14 protein-coding genes are annotated in these 14,546 nt (G+C 69.1%); 5 read left to right on the top strand and 9 right to left on the bottom strand.

Annotation, left to right across the window (positions count from 1 at the left end):
- Window positions 1–13: 13 nt before the first annotated feature.
- Entirely contained in the window at window positions 14–1,033 is a 1,020-nt protein-coding gene (locus tag U3653_RS31775) for an XdhC family protein (protein WP_195080686.1), read from the top strand.
- On the opposite strand, the gene U3653_RS31770 is transcribed toward U3653_RS31775, so the two are convergent.
- The 4 genes from U3653_RS31770 to U3653_RS31755 all read right to left on the bottom strand — a co-directional run bounded on the left by U3653_RS31770 (window position 1,034) and on the right by U3653_RS31755 (window position 4,689).
- On the bottom strand, window positions 1,034–2,122 hold the full coding sequence (locus tag U3653_RS31770; protein ID WP_195080687.1) for an ABC transporter substrate-binding protein: 1,089 nt from the start codon (window positions 2,120–2,122) through the stop codon (window positions 1,034–1,036). It abuts the gene before it with no gap.
- 69 nt (window positions 2,123–2,191) lie between these two features.
- Complete coding sequence (locus U3653_RS31765; protein ID WP_195081023.1) at window positions 2,192–2,989, bottom strand: ABC transporter permease; 798 nt, start codon at window positions 2,987–2,989, stop codon at window positions 2,192–2,194.
- A gap of 34 nt (window positions 2,990–3,023) precedes the next feature.
- Window positions 3,024–3,770: an ABC transporter permease gene (locus U3653_RS31760; RefSeq protein ID WP_195080688.1), complete on the bottom strand. Its 747-nt coding sequence runs from the start codon at window positions 3,768–3,770 to the stop codon at window positions 3,024–3,026.
- 115 nt (window positions 3,771–3,885) lie between these two features.
- Window positions 3,886–4,689 carry an ABC transporter ATP-binding protein gene (locus U3653_RS31755; RefSeq protein WP_195080689.1) on the bottom strand — a complete coding sequence of 268 codons (804 nt, stop codon included), beginning with the start codon at window positions 4,687–4,689 and terminating at the stop codon, window positions 3,886–3,888.
- Window positions 4,690–4,799: 110 nt separating this feature from the next.
- Between U3653_RS31755 and pnuC the strand changes: the two genes are divergently transcribed.
- Entirely contained in the window at window positions 4,800–5,522 is a 723-nt protein-coding gene (pnuC, locus tag U3653_RS31750; RefSeq protein ID WP_397069635.1) for a nicotinamide riboside transporter PnuC, read from the top strand.
- 37 nt (window positions 5,523–5,559) lie between these two features.
- On the opposite strand, the gene U3653_RS31745 is transcribed toward pnuC, so the two are convergent.
- From U3653_RS31745 to U3653_RS31725, 5 genes are all read right to left on the bottom strand, one after another.
- Window positions 5,560–6,351 (bottom strand): DeoR/GlpR family DNA-binding transcription regulator, encoded by a 792-nt coding sequence (locus U3653_RS31745; protein ID WP_195080691.1) that lies wholly within the window; start codon window positions 6,349–6,351, stop codon window positions 5,560–5,562.
- 111 nt (window positions 6,352–6,462) lie between these two features.
- Window positions 6,463–7,173, bottom strand: coding sequence for a TetR/AcrR family transcriptional regulator (locus U3653_RS31740; protein ID WP_195080692.1), 711 nt, complete (start codon window positions 7,171–7,173; stop codon window positions 6,463–6,465).
- An 82-nt stretch (window positions 7,174–7,255) separates the two neighbouring features.
- The gene (locus U3653_RS31735) at window positions 7,256–8,140 is read right to left on the bottom strand and encodes a carbohydrate ABC transporter permease (protein WP_195080693.1); all 885 of its coding nucleotides are present in this window, start codon (window positions 8,138–8,140) and stop codon (window positions 7,256–7,258) included.
- A complete protein-coding gene (locus tag U3653_RS31730) occupies window positions 8,137–9,018 on the bottom strand; it encodes a carbohydrate ABC transporter permease (RefSeq protein WP_195080694.1) in 882 nt (293 codons plus the stop codon). The genes U3653_RS31735 and U3653_RS31730 overlap by 4 nt, the downstream gene beginning before the upstream one ends.
- Before the next feature lies 1 nt (window position 9,019).
- The gene (locus U3653_RS31725) at window positions 9,020–10,270 is read right to left on the bottom strand and encodes an extracellular solute-binding protein (protein WP_323124545.1); all 1,251 of its coding nucleotides are present in this window, start codon (window positions 10,268–10,270) and stop codon (window positions 9,020–9,022) included.
- Between the two features lie 160 nt (window positions 10,271–10,430).
- Here U3653_RS31725 and U3653_RS31720 point away from each other — a divergent pair, with 160 nt between their 5' ends.
- The 3 genes from U3653_RS31720 (at window position 10,431) to U3653_RS31710 (ending at window position 14,543) form a co-directional block, all read left to right on the top strand.
- On the top strand, window positions 10,431–11,336 hold the full coding sequence (locus U3653_RS31720) for an SIS domain-containing protein (protein ID WP_323124544.1): 906 nt from the start codon (window positions 10,431–10,433) through the stop codon (window positions 11,334–11,336).
- Between the two features lie 626 nt (window positions 11,337–11,962).
- Window positions 11,963–12,913 (top strand): ROK family protein, encoded by a 951-nt coding sequence (locus U3653_RS31715; RefSeq protein ID WP_323124543.1) that lies wholly within the window; start codon window positions 11,963–11,965, stop codon window positions 12,911–12,913.
- A gap of 472 nt (window positions 12,914–13,385) precedes the next feature.
- Entirely contained in the window at window positions 13,386–14,543 is a 1,158-nt protein-coding gene (locus U3653_RS31710; RefSeq protein WP_195080696.1) for an N-acetylglucosamine-6-phosphate deacetylase, read from the top strand.
- The last annotated feature ends 3 nt before the right edge of the window (window positions 14,544–14,546 follow it).

Genomic DNA, 14,546 nt, shown 5'->3' with positions numbered 1-14,546 from the left:
TCGGAGCTAGCTGATGCGGGACATCGTCGACGACCTGTTGCGGGTGTGGCACTCGGGCCGTACCGGCGGACTCGGCACCATCGTGCGCACCGTGGGCGCCGCGCCCTTACCGGTGGGCTCGGCGATGCTGGTCGACCCGGACGGGGGCGTCTACGGATCGGTCGCCGGGAGCGGGCTGGAGGACATCGCGTACGAGGCCGTGCTCCAAGCGGCGCGTACCGGCCGTCGTGCGATGCACCGTTTCGGCGTGGGCGGCGGCTTGGACGGCGAGGGGATGATGGACGTCTTCACCGAGCCGTTCTCCCGAAGACACTTCCCGGAGTTCCCGGATGTCGCCGCCGAGATCGCGGCGCACCGCAGGGTCACCGTCTTCACGGTGGTGTGGAACTCCGATGCCGACCTGATCGGCCAGCACCTGATCACCGACAAGAAGCACGCCACCGAATTGGTCGCGCTCCCCGATTCCGACGTTTTCGTCAGCTCGTTCGCCCCGCCGCCGCGCCTGATCATCTTCGGCGCCAATTCCTTCGCCGCCGCGCTCACCGTGCAGGCGAAGTTGCTCGGCTACCGGGTGACCATCTGCGACTCCCGCCCCAATTTCGCCACGCCGGAGTCGTTTCCCGGCGCCGAGGTCGTGGTCGACTGGCCGCACCGCTACCTCAACATCCTCTCCGCCGCCGGGGAGATCGACAGCAGCACTGCCATAGTCGTGCTGTCGCACGATCCCACGTTCGAGATTCCGCTGCTCACCGTGGCGCTACGACTACCCGAGCTCGGCTATCTCGGCGCCGTAGGGTCACGCCAGGTACACATCCGGCGCATGGAAGACCTGCGCGCGGGCGGATTCGGCGAGGAGACGCTGTCGCGGCTGCACTCGCCCGCCGGTTTCGACATCGGCGCGCGCACCGCTCCCGAGATGGCCGTCGCGATCGCGGCCGAACTGCTGGCCACCCGCGCCGCGCAGCCGGTGCGGGCGGTCGATCCCTACAGCGGTGAAATCCCGATCACGCCGAAAACCGCTGTAGGACTGTAGCTATTTCAGGGCGGGGTTCTCGGCGTACACCTCGCGCAGTACCGACAGGTCGAACAGTTGCGCGGCCTTGATGTCGATCTTCGCGGCGCGCAGCGCGGCGATGTTCTGCTCGATCAGCGCATCGGTCATCGACAGCAGGCCGCCGGTGGCGGTATCCGCCGAGACCACCAGATCGTTCTGCGCGGCAGCCTCTTTCGTCTGCTCGTCGAGATCGAGCTTCTGGTCCTTGCCGTACACCTCGACCGCGAGCCGGGCCGATTCGGCGGGATTCGCCACCGCGTCCTTCCAGCCTTTGATCTCCGCGGTGAGGAAAGCCTTCAGCTTGTCGCGCTCTTTGTCGATGGTCGATTGGGCGACCGTGAGTGTCTCGGCGACCAGCGGCAGGTTGTAGTCGGCGAACAGGAAATGGGCGGTCTGGAAGCCTTTGGCCGCGAGCGTGATCGGCTCGTTGGTCACGTAACTGACCCAACCGTCGACCTCCCCGTTGGCCAACGGGGTCGGGTCGAATTGCGCGGGTACGACGGTGACATCCCCCGGCTTCATCCCGTTGGCGGTGAGCAGCGCGTTGAAGATCAGCTGGTTGGTGTCCTGCACACCGATCTTGCGGCCCTTCATGTCCGCGGGCGTCTTGATCGGTTTCGCCGCGGCGGACACGATCGCGAACGGGTTCTTCTGATAGGTGGTGGCGACGATCTTGGCGGGCAGGCCCTCCAGGATCGCGGGCGCGGTGGTCTGCGGCGCGGACAGGCCGAGCCACACCTTCCCGGTGTCCAATCCGGCCTCCACCGACGTGCTGGCCGCGCCGCCCGCGATCAGGTCGACCGAACCGAAACCGGCCTCCTTGAAATAGCCCTTCGAGTCGGCGAAGTATTCTCCCGCGAATTCGATGTTCTTCAGCCACGACAACTGAACCGCGACGCGGCCGTATTTCGAGCCGTCCGCGCTGCTACCGCCCGGCGCATCACCGGAACTCCCGCCGCAGGCGGCCAGCGCGCCCGCACCGCCGAGCGCCGCGCCGGCGAACGCGGAGTAACGGAGGAACGAGCGTCGGTTCAGGTGCCCGGACGTGGAGCGGTGCGCGGGTGTCATGGGCCGAATCTAAGTGCAGCGCGTTTCATTTTCTTTACTTCGGCGTTCCGAGCGAGGAATTCGTTTCGGTCAGAGTCGCCCCGCTTCCGGCCCGAACCGGGCGAGCACCAGGTTCTCGACGACGCCGACGATCGCGTAGAGCACCACCGAGACCAGCGTGACGACGACGATCGAAGCCCACAACTTGCTGTACTGGAACGTCGGGATCGCTCGGATCAGGGCAGCGCCCAAACCCGTGCCGCTGCCGAGCCACTCACCGAGCAACGCGCCGATCAGCGCGCCGGGCACCGAGATCCGCGCGGCGGCGAACACCGACGGCAGCGCCGCGGGCACGGCCACCATGCGCAACCCGGTCCAGCGCGACCCGCCGTACGCGGCCACCAGCTCCAGGGCCTGGCGCGGCGCGGCGCGCAATCCCGCCATGATCATGACCAGCGCGGGGAAGAACACGACGATCGCGGCGAGCACCGCTACGCCCGCCAGACCGCGACCGAACACCAGCACGATGATCGGCGTGAGCGCCACCAGCGGCACCGAGCGCAGCAGCATCGCCACCGGCAGGAACGTCTGCTCCACCGCGGCGATCGACACGAACAGCGCGGCCACCACCAGCGCGGCGAGCATGCCCGCGCCGAACCCGATGGCCGCGTCACGCAGCGTGATCTGCAAGTCGTCCAGGATCGCCTGCCGTGCGGTCGCGGCGTTGGGCGCGGTCACCAGGTAGGTCCAAATATCGCCCGGCGTCTTGCCGACCCGCGGGCCGACCTGCGGGAACGCCTTCAGGAAGACGTACCAGATCACCAGCATCAGCAGCAGCGAGGTGCACAGCGGGAATAGGAAGATCCCGATCCGGCGCAGCAGCTTCATCGGGCGGCCCCCGTCATCCAGTCCAGCGCACTCTTCATCGCGCATCCCTGGCGGTCCACGGCACGGCCAGGCGGGCGGCCAGCGCCACCAGCGCGTAACCGAGTCCGGCCAGGCCCGCGGCGGCCAGTGCCATGCCCCAGGTGCGCGGCACGTTGTAGGAGGTCTGCGCGGCGGTCAGCGCCACCCCGATGCCGCTGTCGACGCCGCCGAGGTACTCGCCGATGATCGCGCCGAGCACGGCCGACGGCGCGGCGATCTTCAACGCCGCGAACGTGCTCGGCAGCGCCGAGATCGCTTGCACCCGGTACAGCTGCTGCCAGCGTCCGCCGCCGTAGGCGCGCACCAGTTCCAGGCTGGTCCGGTCGGCCGAGCGCAGCCCGGCGACGGTGCCGACCATGGTCGTGAAGAAGCAGTACATCGCGGCCAGGAAGACCGTCGGGGTGCGTCCGCCGAACACCACCAGAATGATCGGGCCCAGCGCGAGCAACGGGGTGCAATAGCTCAGGATCGCCAATTGAGTGGCCAGCGACTCGATCGGCGGGACGAGCACGATCAGGACGGCCAGCGCGATGGCCAGGCCGTTGCCCCAGACGAAGCCCTGCAACGCGCCGAGCGCGGTGATCCGGAAATTGGGGCCGTACAGGTCCCATCCGTCGGTGTACATGGTGTGCAGCACCTCCCATGGGCTGGGTATGGTGCCGCCAGCGACCTCGAACGACGCGAGAGCCCACCACACCGCGAGCAACCCCAGCACGCCGACCACACCGCCGAAACGCTTCACGCCGTGTCCCCCGTTCGCCGTGCGCAGCGCGCGAACCGATACCACCGGGCCGGGCGGCTCGTCCGCTGCCGGCGCGGTCTGGCCTGGCGCCGGCAGCGTTCCGGTTGATCGGCGTTCACGCGACGCCTCCTTTGCCCGCGGTGCCGAACAGCAGCTCCGACAGATAGTCGTGCAGTTTGTGGAATTCCGGTGTGCGCATCATCTCCGGCAGTCGCGGTCGCGGCAGATCGATGTCGACCAGCTCCAGGATCCGCCCCGGCCGCGGGCTCATCACGGCCACCACGTCGGACAGGAACACCGCCTCCGCGATGCCGTGGGTGACCATCAGCGTCGTCGCGGGCTTCTCGGTCCAGATCCGCAGCAGCTCGAGATTGAGTCGCTGCCTGGTCATGTCGTCGAGCGCGCCGAACGGTTCGTCCAGCAGCAGCACGGTCGGCTCGACCACCAGTGCGCGCGCGATCGAGACGCGCTGGCGCATACCGCCCGACAGCTGCGCGGGCTTGGCCTTCTCGAAGCCATCCAGCCCGACCAGGCGAATCAGCTCTTCGATCTGCCCGTGCTTCGGCGCGATGCCCGCGACCTGCAGCGGCAGCGCGATATTCGACGCCACCGACCGCCACGGCAGCAGCGCCGAATCCTGGAACGCGATGCCGAACGCGTGCCTGCCGCGCAGCTCGGCAGGCGTCGCGCCGTCGATCAGGGCCGTCCCTGCGGTCGGCGTCTCCAGCCCCGCGAGGATGCGCAGCACCGTCGACTTGCCGCAGCCGGACGGTCCCAGCAGCGACAGGAACGCGCCCCGCTCGGTGTGCAGATCGACGCTCGCCAACGCCTGCACGGTCTTCCGCCCGACCCGGAAGGTCTTGGTCAATCCTCTGAGATGAATTCCGGTCCCCCCGGCGGTACCGCTCTCCGTGCTCATGACGGCCACCATAGGAGCACCCCGTTGCACGGACATTGCGAATCGCGTCGCCGGATTGCGCAATCGTTACGGTTCGCACCGCGCATTTCCGATCGCGGCGATCCGATCGGATGAGATGCGCCCCGCCGCGGGTTACACGACAGGTGAACCCGATCCTCACGCTGCTCGACGCCAAGCTGCACATCGCGGGCTCGGAGATCCTCTGGCGCGAGGTGATCGGCAACGGCTTCGGCCTGGCCTCCGCGATCGGCGGCATGCGGCGGCGGGTCTGGGCCTGGCCGGTCGGCATCGCCGGGAACGCCTTGCTGTTCACCGTGTTCGTCGGCGGGGTGTTCCATACGCCGCAGCAGCTGAACATGGCCGGGCAGGCCGGACGCCAGGTGATGTTCATCGCGGTCAGCGTGTACGGCTGGTGGAGCTGGCACCGGCACGCGGCGCGCGGGACCGCCCTCGAACACCGCGGCGTCGATCCGCGCTGGGCGAGCACCCGCGAACGCGTCGTGCTCGTGGCGGCGATGTTCGCGGGCACGGCGGTTTTCGCCCAGCTCTTCGAGTGGCTGGGTTCCTACGGCCCGTGGGCCGAGGCGTGGATCTTCACCGGCTCGGTGCTGGCCACCTACGGCATGGCCAGGGGTCTGGCCGAGTTCTGGTTGATCTGGATCGCGGTCGACCTGGTCGGCATTCCCCTGCTGGTGCGGGCAGGCTACTACCCCTCGGCCACCCTCTACCTCGTCTACGCGGGCTTCGTGGCCTGGGGATACCTGGTCTGGCGACGCGGCATCCGGTCCGCCGCGGAGGTCTCGCCACCGCTGGCGCCGGTCACCGCGAAGTAGATCGGGAAGTCGACATCGCGCCGGGCGGTGTTCCCGGCTAGACCACCTCGACCCGCACGCCCGCCGCCCGGATCGCCTCCACCGCGGCCGGATCGGCGCCGGTATCGGTGACCAGCACCCGCACCTGCTCGATGCCGCAGATGCGGGCCAGCGCGGTGCGTTCGAGCTTGTCCCCGGTGGCCACCACGATCACCCGGCCGGAGCGCCGCACCATCTCGGCGGTCACCCCGGCCTCGTCGAGGTGCCTGCATTGGGCGCCGCCGTCGGCGGAGATCGCGTTCACGCCGAGCACAAGATCGTCGAGCCGCAGTTCGGCCAGCGCCCGTTCGGCCAGCGGGCCGTGCAGTTCGTAGGACTCCCGCCGGGCCACGCCGCCGAGGACGATCGTGCGCACATGCGGCCGCAGCACCATCTCCCCCGCGATGTTCAGCGCGTTGGTGACGATGGTGAGTTGCTCGTCACCGGCCGACCCGAGGTCGGTGCGCCCGGCCAGCGCCCTGGCCACCGCCGTGGTGGTCGTGCCCCCGTTCATCCCGACCACCGCGCACGGATCGACCAGCGACGCGGCGTGTTCGGCGATGCGCTGCTTGGCCTCGCCCGCGCTCTGCCGGTAGCGGGCGGGCAGGTCGTAGGCCACCGAGGTGGCCACAACGCCGCCGTGCGTCCTGGTGGCCAGCTGCTGTTCGGCGAGCGCGGTGAAATCGCGGCGCACCGTCGCGGCCGACACGCCGAGCCGCTCGGCTGCCTCCTCCACCGAGAGCCGCCCGGATTCGGCGAGCAGTTCCAGCAGCCGGTTCCACCGTTGCGGACGGTCCGTCGGTCCGGTCATCGCGCACCGCCCCGGCCGCGCGGGACCCCCACTGTTTCGGTGAACACGCGAACAATAGGAACACACGCACCCGCCGACCGCGGAAATCCGTACCGCCGGTACCGGCACGGTCTAGAACACATCGGCCTCGACGACGGGCCGGTCCGGAAGCGCCGCGGGATCATCACCCCGCGTGCGGGAAAGACCGGAATTCACGAAGTAGGCGATCTCTTCGCAGATCTCGTCCAGACTCACCACCGAATCCGGCGCCGTGCCCTGCACCAATTCCTGGGCGAGCGAGGTCACCGCGCCGATCACGGCCAGCGCGAACAGATCGAAACGGCGCGGACCGGTCTCGCCGCGGCCGACGGCGCGTTCGGCCTCGCTGATCAGCAACGCCGACAGCAGACGGCGCTGCTGCCTGCGCCACTCCTCCACCGCCGCGCTCACGCCGACGACCTCGACATAGAGCACCCGCGCGGTCCTGGCGTCGGCGCACGTGACGCCCAGATACGCGCGGAAACTCGCCACCACGCGGGTGGGCAACGGCTCGTTGCGCGTGGCGGCGAGTGCGGTGAGCGCGCATTCCAGCGCGCGGGAGGTGATGCGATTCGCCAAGGCGATGAGCAGAGCCTCGCGGCTGCCCATGTCCTCGTAGAAGCTGCGCGTGGACACGTTCGCCACCGAGCAGAGGCGCTCGATCGAGGTGGCCGCGTAACCCTGGGTGCCGAATAGTTCGAGGGCGGCGTCGATCAGGCGGGTCTGCCGCTGGGCAACCCGCTGCTCCTTGGACAGCCCGCCGTAGCTGCGACCGTCCTTGGGTCCGTGATCCCGCCGTGTCACCGTTCGATGCTACCGCGCGGCTACCTCGCCGCAGCGCGCCGAACGCCGGCGTCGCGGCAATTGCGCCGCCAGTGCTCGCAGGCTATTTCACGCTGCCCGCGGTCAATCCGGCCACGAGTCGCTTCTCGATGAGAGCGAACAGCAGCACCACCGGAACGATGCCGACGGTGGAGATCGCGAACACGTACTGCCACGCGGTGTCGTACTGGCCGACGAACTTGGTCAGCGCCACCGACAGCGGTTGATTCTCCGGCGTGGTCAGCACGACGAGGCTGGCGGCGAATTCGTTCCAGCACGCCACCGCGACGAAGATCGTCGCGGTGACGATGCCCGGCCAGACCAGCGGCAGGCTCACCCGCAGCAGGATCTGCGCGCGGCCGAGTCCGTCGAGCATCGCGGCTTCCTCGATCTCCACCGGGATCGCGGCGAAGAAGCTGTGCAGGATCCACACCGCGAAGGACAAGTTGAACGCGGCGTTCACCAGGATCATCGCCAGCCAGGTGTCGTTGATGCCGAGCGCGAAGAACTCCCGGATCAACCCGGTCACCAGCACCGTCGGCTGCAACATCTGGGTCACCAGCACCACGCCGAGAAACACCGCGCGCCCTGGAAAGCGGTGCCGCGCCGTGTAGTACCCCGCCGGGATCGCCACGGCCAGCACCAAGAGGGTGGCGCAGACCGCGATGACGATCGTGCTGACCAGATTGAACGGCAGCGGCGTCTCGGGGGTGTCCCACATCGTCGCGTAGTTGTCCGGATGCCAGGACTGCGGCAGATACGTCGGCGGGATGCGCAGGATCTCGGCGCGGCTCTTCAGCGAACCGAGCACCATCACGACGAACGGCAGCAGGAACACCGCGGCGAGCACCGCGCCGACCGCGGTGAGCTCCCAACGGCGTCGCGCTGGCGCCGCCGGAGCGACCGGCGTCACCGTGGTCTGCTCGCGTACCCGCGTCCGCGTCGTCATCGGTCGGTCTCCGCGGCCGGGCGGACCAGTTTCACGTAGATCGCGATGATGACGGCGATCAGCGCGAAGTTCAGCACGCTCATCGCCGCGGCGGTGTCGACCTGCTGGTTCTGCCGGATCAGCTTGAACGTCAGCGTCGTGGTGGTGTCGGCGGAGAACCCGGCGATGCTGCCGGTGATCACCTGCAGGATCGGCAGCGAGTTGAACACGTTGATGATGTTGATGATGGTCGCCACCGCGATCGCCGGACGCAGCTGCGGCAGGGTGAGATGGCGGTAGCGCTGCCACGCGCTCGCCCCGTCGACCCGCCCCGCCTCCTCGATCTCCGCCGGAATGGATTGCAGCCCGGCCAGGATCGTGTAGGTGGTGAACGGCACCGAGACGAACACCGCCACGCCCATCGCGACGAGAAACGCCTGCGTCGGCTGCTTGGTGAAGCCGTAACCGCGGTCGAGCAGGCCGATGTCGACCAGGAACCGATTGGCGATGCCCACGTCCGGATCGAGCAGGTAGTAGAAGATCGTGGTCGTCATCACAACCGATGCCGCCCACGGCACCAGGATCGCCATCCGCACCGCGGTGCGTCCGGGAAAATCCTTGTTCAGGAACTGGGCCAGCGCCGCGGACAGCAGCAGCGTGATCAGCACGACGCCGACCACCCAGACCACCGTGTGGCCCAGCACCGAGCCGAGTTCCGAGATCGCGAACAGGGCACGGTAGTTGGCCAGACCGGCGCTGCCGCGGTCCTGGCCGTAGGCGCTGAGATCCCTGGTGCTGGTCCACACCATGTAGCAGGCCGGAAAGGCGACAACCGCCGCGATCAGGACCAGCGACGGCCCGATCCACGGCAGCGCCGCCGTTATTCCTCTGCGTCGCACCTTATTTCGTGGCTTCCTGGATCCGTTGCAGCACCTGAGCGGGGTCGGCGCCCTGTGCGATGGTGCCCATCTGCTGACGGATGACGCCCTGCGCCACCGCCCATTTCGGGTTGTCGCTCGGGTAGAACCGCGCCACCGGCAGCGTGGCGGCGAATGCCTTGGTCACCGGGTCCTCGGCGAGGGCGGTGGCGGCGCTGTGGGTGATCGGGATGAATCCCTCGTGCTTGACGAAATCCGCGTACACCGCCGCCGAGTAGAAATAGTCGAGGAACTTCTTGATCGATTCGGCCTTGGCGCCGTCCTTCTTGAACGCCATCAGGTGATCGGCCACCCCGAGCGTGACCGGATTCCCGGTCTTGGTCGGCGACGGCGCGGTCGCGTAGCGCAGGCCCGGATTCTTCGCCGCGATCTGGCCGATGGTGGGCGGCAGGGCTTCGACCATGCCGATCTTGCCCTGGATGAAGGCGTTGAGCACGTCCTTGCGGTCGGTGGCGCCCGGATTCGGTTGCGTCGCGCCGGCGTCGATCAGATCACGCATGGCCCGCACCCCTTCGAGGTTCTGCGGGGTGTCCACGGTGATCCGATCGCCGTCGGCCCACGAGCCGCCCGCGCCGAAGGTCCAGATGGAGGTTTCGCCTTGGGCCTCCTCGCTGCCGAGCGGAAGCCCGTACCCGGAGACGCCGCCGCCGAGCGCTTGGATCCTCTTCGCCGCATCGGTCAGTTCGGCCCAGGTCTTCGGCGGCCGGGCGATGCCCGCCTTCTCGAACAGTTCGGTGTTGTAGAACAGGGTGCGGGTGGAGGCGAACAGCGGCAGCGCGTATTGCGTGCCGTTCAGCGAAGCGTTCTGCGCGAAAGCGGGCTGGATGTCGGCCAGGACCGGCGCGGAGACGATGTCGGTGGCCGGGTAGAGCAGGCCGTCGCCCGCGAAGCTGGCATAGGCGTCGATATTGAGCATGTCCGGCGTGGTCGACTGCGATTGCAGCTTGGTGCGCACCACGTCGTTGATCGAGTTCCACGACTCCATCTGCAGATTGACGGTGATGCCAGGATTCTGCTTCTGGAATTCGGCGATGATGCCGTCCCACAGCGCCTTGGTGCCCGTGGCGCCGTCGCTGTAGGCGGGGGCGAGGAAATTGATCGTGGTGGCCGAGTCCGCACCGCTTTTCGAACCGAATCCGCAGGAGGACAGGGTCAGCGCGACGCCGGTGACCATCGCGAGTCCGGCAAGCACGCGGTGGAATGGTCTTTTCACGAGCAGAACCTTTCAGATTTACCCACCGGGCGCCAGCGGAGCCGCCGATGATGGGAGGACGCACCGTCGGTGCGGCTCAATCTAGTCCGAATTGTGATCATATGTGACCGATTTCGTCAGATATTTGACATAAATGATCACTTGGCGTGAAGCTGTCGGAGTGCCTACGTCTGCCGACCACACGCCGCATCTGGCTGCCGAGGTGGCCACCCAGCCGGACGACTGGACGCGCGCCGCGGCCGTCGCCGCGGATCATCGCGCCGTGCTGCCGAAGCCGGGTGAGCGCGTCGCCGTGATCGGCTGCGGCACCTCGTATTTCATGGCTCGTGCCATCGCGGCACTGCGCGAGGGAGCGGGACAGGGGATCACCGACGCGTGGCCCGCCAGCGCGGTCCGCGCTCGCGAATACGACCGCTACCTGGTGATCTGCCGCTCCGGCACGACCACGGAAGTGGTGCGCGCGATGTGCGGCATCCCGGCGCGCATCCCGCGGGCGGTGATCTGCTCCAGTCCCGGCACGCCCGTCCTCGAACTCGGCGACCCCATCCTCATCGACCAGGTCGATGAGCGGTCGGTGGTGCAGACCCGCTTCGCGACGACCACCCTGGCCATTCTCCGCACCCATCTCGGCGATGACCTCACCTCCGTGATCGCCCAGGCCCGCGCGGTGCTCGCCGAGGACCCCGTCGTGTCGCTGGCCGCGGTGCGCCGCGCCGAGCAGATCAGTTTCGTCGGCATGGGATTCGCGGCGGCCATCGCCGACGAGGCGGCGCTCAAGCTGCGCGAATCCTGCCAGTCCTGGACGGAGGCGTATCCGGCGACGGAGTACCGCCACGGCCCGATCGCCATCTCGGCGCCCGGACGAGCGGTCTGGGCGTTCGGGCCGCTGGAGCCGGGCTTCGCCGACGACGTCGCCGCCACCGGCGCCCATCTGGAACATCGCGACATCGACCCGATGGCGGACCTGATCCGGGTGCACCGGCTCTGCCTGCTGCGCTCCGCCGACCTCGGATTGGACCCCGACCACCCGCGCGGCCTGAATCGCTCGGTGGTTCTGAAGTCGTGACCGAGGACGCGCGGTGAGCATGGGCCGGGATCTCGGCCCGCCCTGTTCCGGCGGCTTCCGCTGCCCGGCGATGGTCTCCGCGAAAACTCGCCTGCCGTCGGCGACGGGGCACGTCCGCACGACGGCGACCCGTCGCCGTAGGGGCTCACCCGCATGGCATGTCCGGACGACGGCCATCCCTGGCCACAGCGCCACAAGCACACCGCACGCCCACACGACCCCCACCCCTGGCCGCAACGCCACACGCGCACCGGCACCTATCGAATGCCCGCCGGAATGCGCGCGACGCGGCACGACATCGCCGCAGGCCGAACCGCGCCGTCGTGGAAGCGGCCACGAACTACTGTGCCGAGAATGGGAACCGAACAGTCGGGTGCGTCCGGATCACCCCGCGTGGGCACGGACCGTGCCGGGACGACCGGATGACCACGCGACGAGATACGGCCGGGCGATCCGCCGACATGTCCGCATCACGCCGTGCCGGAACGAATTACGCGCACCCAGACGACCGGACGACCACGCGACAAGAATCAACCCAGCGACCCGCCGACATGCCCGACTCACCCCGTACCGAGACAGACCGCGCACGCCCAGACAACCGGACGACCACGCGGCGACATTCGGCTGTGCAACCCGCGAACGTGTCCGGCGCGGCGGCGCTGCCGGACGACGCGCTCGTGCTCGGCATGGATGTCGGCGGCACCACCATCAAAGGCGAGATCACCGACGCGGCGGGCACGGCGCTGGCCGTGGGGACGGTGGCCACGCCACTCGGTCCAGCGGCCTTCGATGCCATGGGTGAGCTGGGCGAGCGGTTGCTCGCGGAACTAACTGACTCCGATCGCCGCCGAGTGGGTCGCGCGGCAGTCGTACTGCCCGGCATCGTCGATACCGCCAGATCCGTCGCCGTGTTCAGCAGCAATGTCGGCTGGCGAAACGTGCACGTTGGCGACTTTTTCCCCGCGCGCTGGAATCTGCCCACGCTGATCGAGCACGATGTCGCCGTCGCCGGTTGGGCGGAATGGCGGTACGGCGCCGGGCAAGGTCACGAGAACGTGTGCGTCGTCATTCTCGGCACCGGCATCTCGGGCACGCTGTCGGTCGGCGGGAGGTTGGTGCGCAGCGGTTACGGGCAGGTCGGCGAGTACGGGCACGTGCCGGTGCGGCGCGCGGGCGGATTGCCCTGCCCCTGCGGCAACACCGGGTGCGTGGAGACGGTCGCCTCCGGCGCGGCCATCGCGCGGGCCTACACCCGGCGCACCGGACGCGAGATCAGCGGCGCGGCAGAGGTTTTCGCGCTCATGTCCACCGACCCCGACGCGGCTGCCGTGGTGGCCGACGCGGTCGACGCGCTCGCCGACGGCCTGGTCGGCATCGTCCACGCGGCCTGCCCCGAACTGGTCGTCCTCGGCGGCGGACTCGCCGGAGCGGGCGCGGCGCTGACCGACCCGCTGCACCGCGCCCTGTCCGACCGCCTCCGCCTGGTCCCCGCGCCCCGAGTCGTCCTCGGCCACTTCGGCGCACGCGCGGGCCTGACAGGCGCCGCCCTCTTCGCTCGCCACGGGGCGTTGGCATGAGGCCACGCGCATCGAGAGAACCCGCACACACGACAACGGCCTCGCACAGACCGTCGGGGCTGCTTCGGCGCACCCGTGGGCAGGCGCCGCCTTTTCCGCCAGGTGCGGGGGATCGGTACGACGCGCACGCACATCGGGCGCAACCGCTACGCGCGACGATTGCCTCGCATCGGCCGCGAGCGGAAGCGTTCTCGATCACTTGGGCGCACCCGCCCCGCAGACGCCGCCCTTCTCGCCCGGTGTGGAACGTCGGCATGACACCGGGCGCCGAGCCGACGATCCGCCGGCACCTCGTCACGGCGAGCGTGTCGCTGATCGAACCGCGGCACCCGCGGCGCGGTCGCGCATCCGACGCACCACTCCTGGACCGTTGCGGGTGTACCACCGTTCGTCGCTCGGCGAGCCCGGTCGGCAACGGTGGACATCCCTATTCAGCTCATACCGCGCGGGTCACGAGACGAGGGGCATTCACATGACAGCACGCAGCCAGTTGATCCGGGGACGCATCGTCTCGGCGAGCGTCACGGTGGACGACGGCGTGGTGCTGATTTCCGGGGACCGGATCGAGGCGGTGCGATCGTTCGCGCAGTGGCGTGCGACACATCGCGATTTACCTGAGCCGCCATTTTCGGGAACCGTGCTTCCGGGGCTTGTGGACATTCACAATCACGGTGGTTTCGGGCACCGGTTCGATACCGTGCGCGGCGAGGACGCGCGGGCGGCGGCGCAAGGCCACCACATGCGCGGCTCGACCACGGTGGTGGCGAGCGTGGTCACCGGGCCGGCAACGGAGATGGTGGCGCAGACCGCCGCCTTGCGCGAACTCGCCGAGGAAGGCGTGCTCGGCGGTATCCACATCGAGGGGCCGTTCCTGTCCGAGGCGCGCTGCGGGGCCCAGGACCCCCGATACCTGCGCGACCCCGATCTCGGCCTGACCGACCAACTGTTGGCCGCAGGCGGCACGCGCCTGCGCGCGATGACGCTCGCGCCGGAGCGACCCGGCTACGCGGCCGTCGCGCGGCGGCTGGCCGACAGCGGTGTGGTGGTCGCACTCGGCCACAGCGACACCGACTACGCGTCGTTCCGTGATGCCTTGCCGCCCAATGGTGCAGGACGCCTCGTGACGCACTTGGCGAACGGGATGCCGCCGCTGCATCACCGGCGTCCCGGCCCTGTCGCCGCCGCGCTGGTGGCCGCGGCGGCCGGCGACGTGATCGTGGAGTTGATCAACGACGGCGTGCACGTGGAACCGGGCTTCGCCGCGCTGGCGTTCGCGACCGCGCCGGGACGAGTCGCGCTGGTCACCGACGCCATGCAGGCGGCCGGACTCGGTGACGGCGAGTACCAGCTCGGACCGCAGCAGGTGAGCGTCCGCGCCGGGGTGGCGCGCATCGCCGACGGGTCGATCGCGGGGGGCGTCAGCACGCTGCTGGAATGCGTCGCGCGGGCCGTGCGCGACGCCGGCGTCCCGCTGCGCGAGGCGGTGCTGGCGGCCACCTCGGTTCCGGCCGCCGCGCTCGGGCTCGCCGACGTCGGTGACCTGCGGCCCGGGTATCACGCCGACATATTGACAGTCAGTGACAATCTCCACTTGCGCGGGGTGCTCAGACGTGGACAGTGGTTGAGGTGATCC

The organism is Nocardia implantans (assembly GCF_035544775.1).
In the GTDB taxonomy this organism is placed as follows: Bacteria; Actinomycetota; Actinomycetes; order Mycobacteriales; family Mycobacteriaceae; genus Nocardia; species Nocardia implantans.
This window is presented reverse-complemented; position numbering and strand designations above follow the sequence as displayed.

Coding starts and splice junctions, on each gene's coding strand:
- U3653_RS31755 (WP_195080689.1), bottom strand. CDS start 4,689: ATGAGCACGGAGAGCGGTACCGCCGGGGGGACCGGAATTCATCTCAGA.
- pnuC (WP_397069635.1), top strand. CDS start 4,800: ATGAGATGCGCCCCGCCGCGGGTTACACGACAGGTGAACCCGATCCTC.
- U3653_RS31765 (WP_195081023.1), bottom strand. CDS start 2,989: ATGAAGCTGCTGCGCCGGATCGGGATCTTCCTATTCCCGCTGTGCACC.
- U3653_RS31735 (WP_195080693.1), bottom strand. CDS start 8,140: ATGACGACGCGGACGCGGGTACGCGAGCAGACCACGGTGACGCCGGTC.
- U3653_RS31745 (WP_195080691.1), bottom strand. CDS start 6,351: ATGACCGGACCGACGGACCGTCCGCAACGGTGGAACCGGCTGCTGGAA.
- U3653_RS31775 (WP_195080686.1), top strand. CDS start 14: ATGCGGGACATCGTCGACGACCTGTTGCGGGTGTGGCACTCGGGCCGT.
- U3653_RS31710 (WP_195080696.1), top strand. CDS start 13,386: ATGACAGCACGCAGCCAGTTGATCCGGGGACGCATCGTCTCGGCGAGC.
- U3653_RS31770 (WP_195080687.1), bottom strand. CDS start 2,122: ATGACACCCGCGCACCGCTCCACGTCCGGGCACCTGAACCGACGCTCG.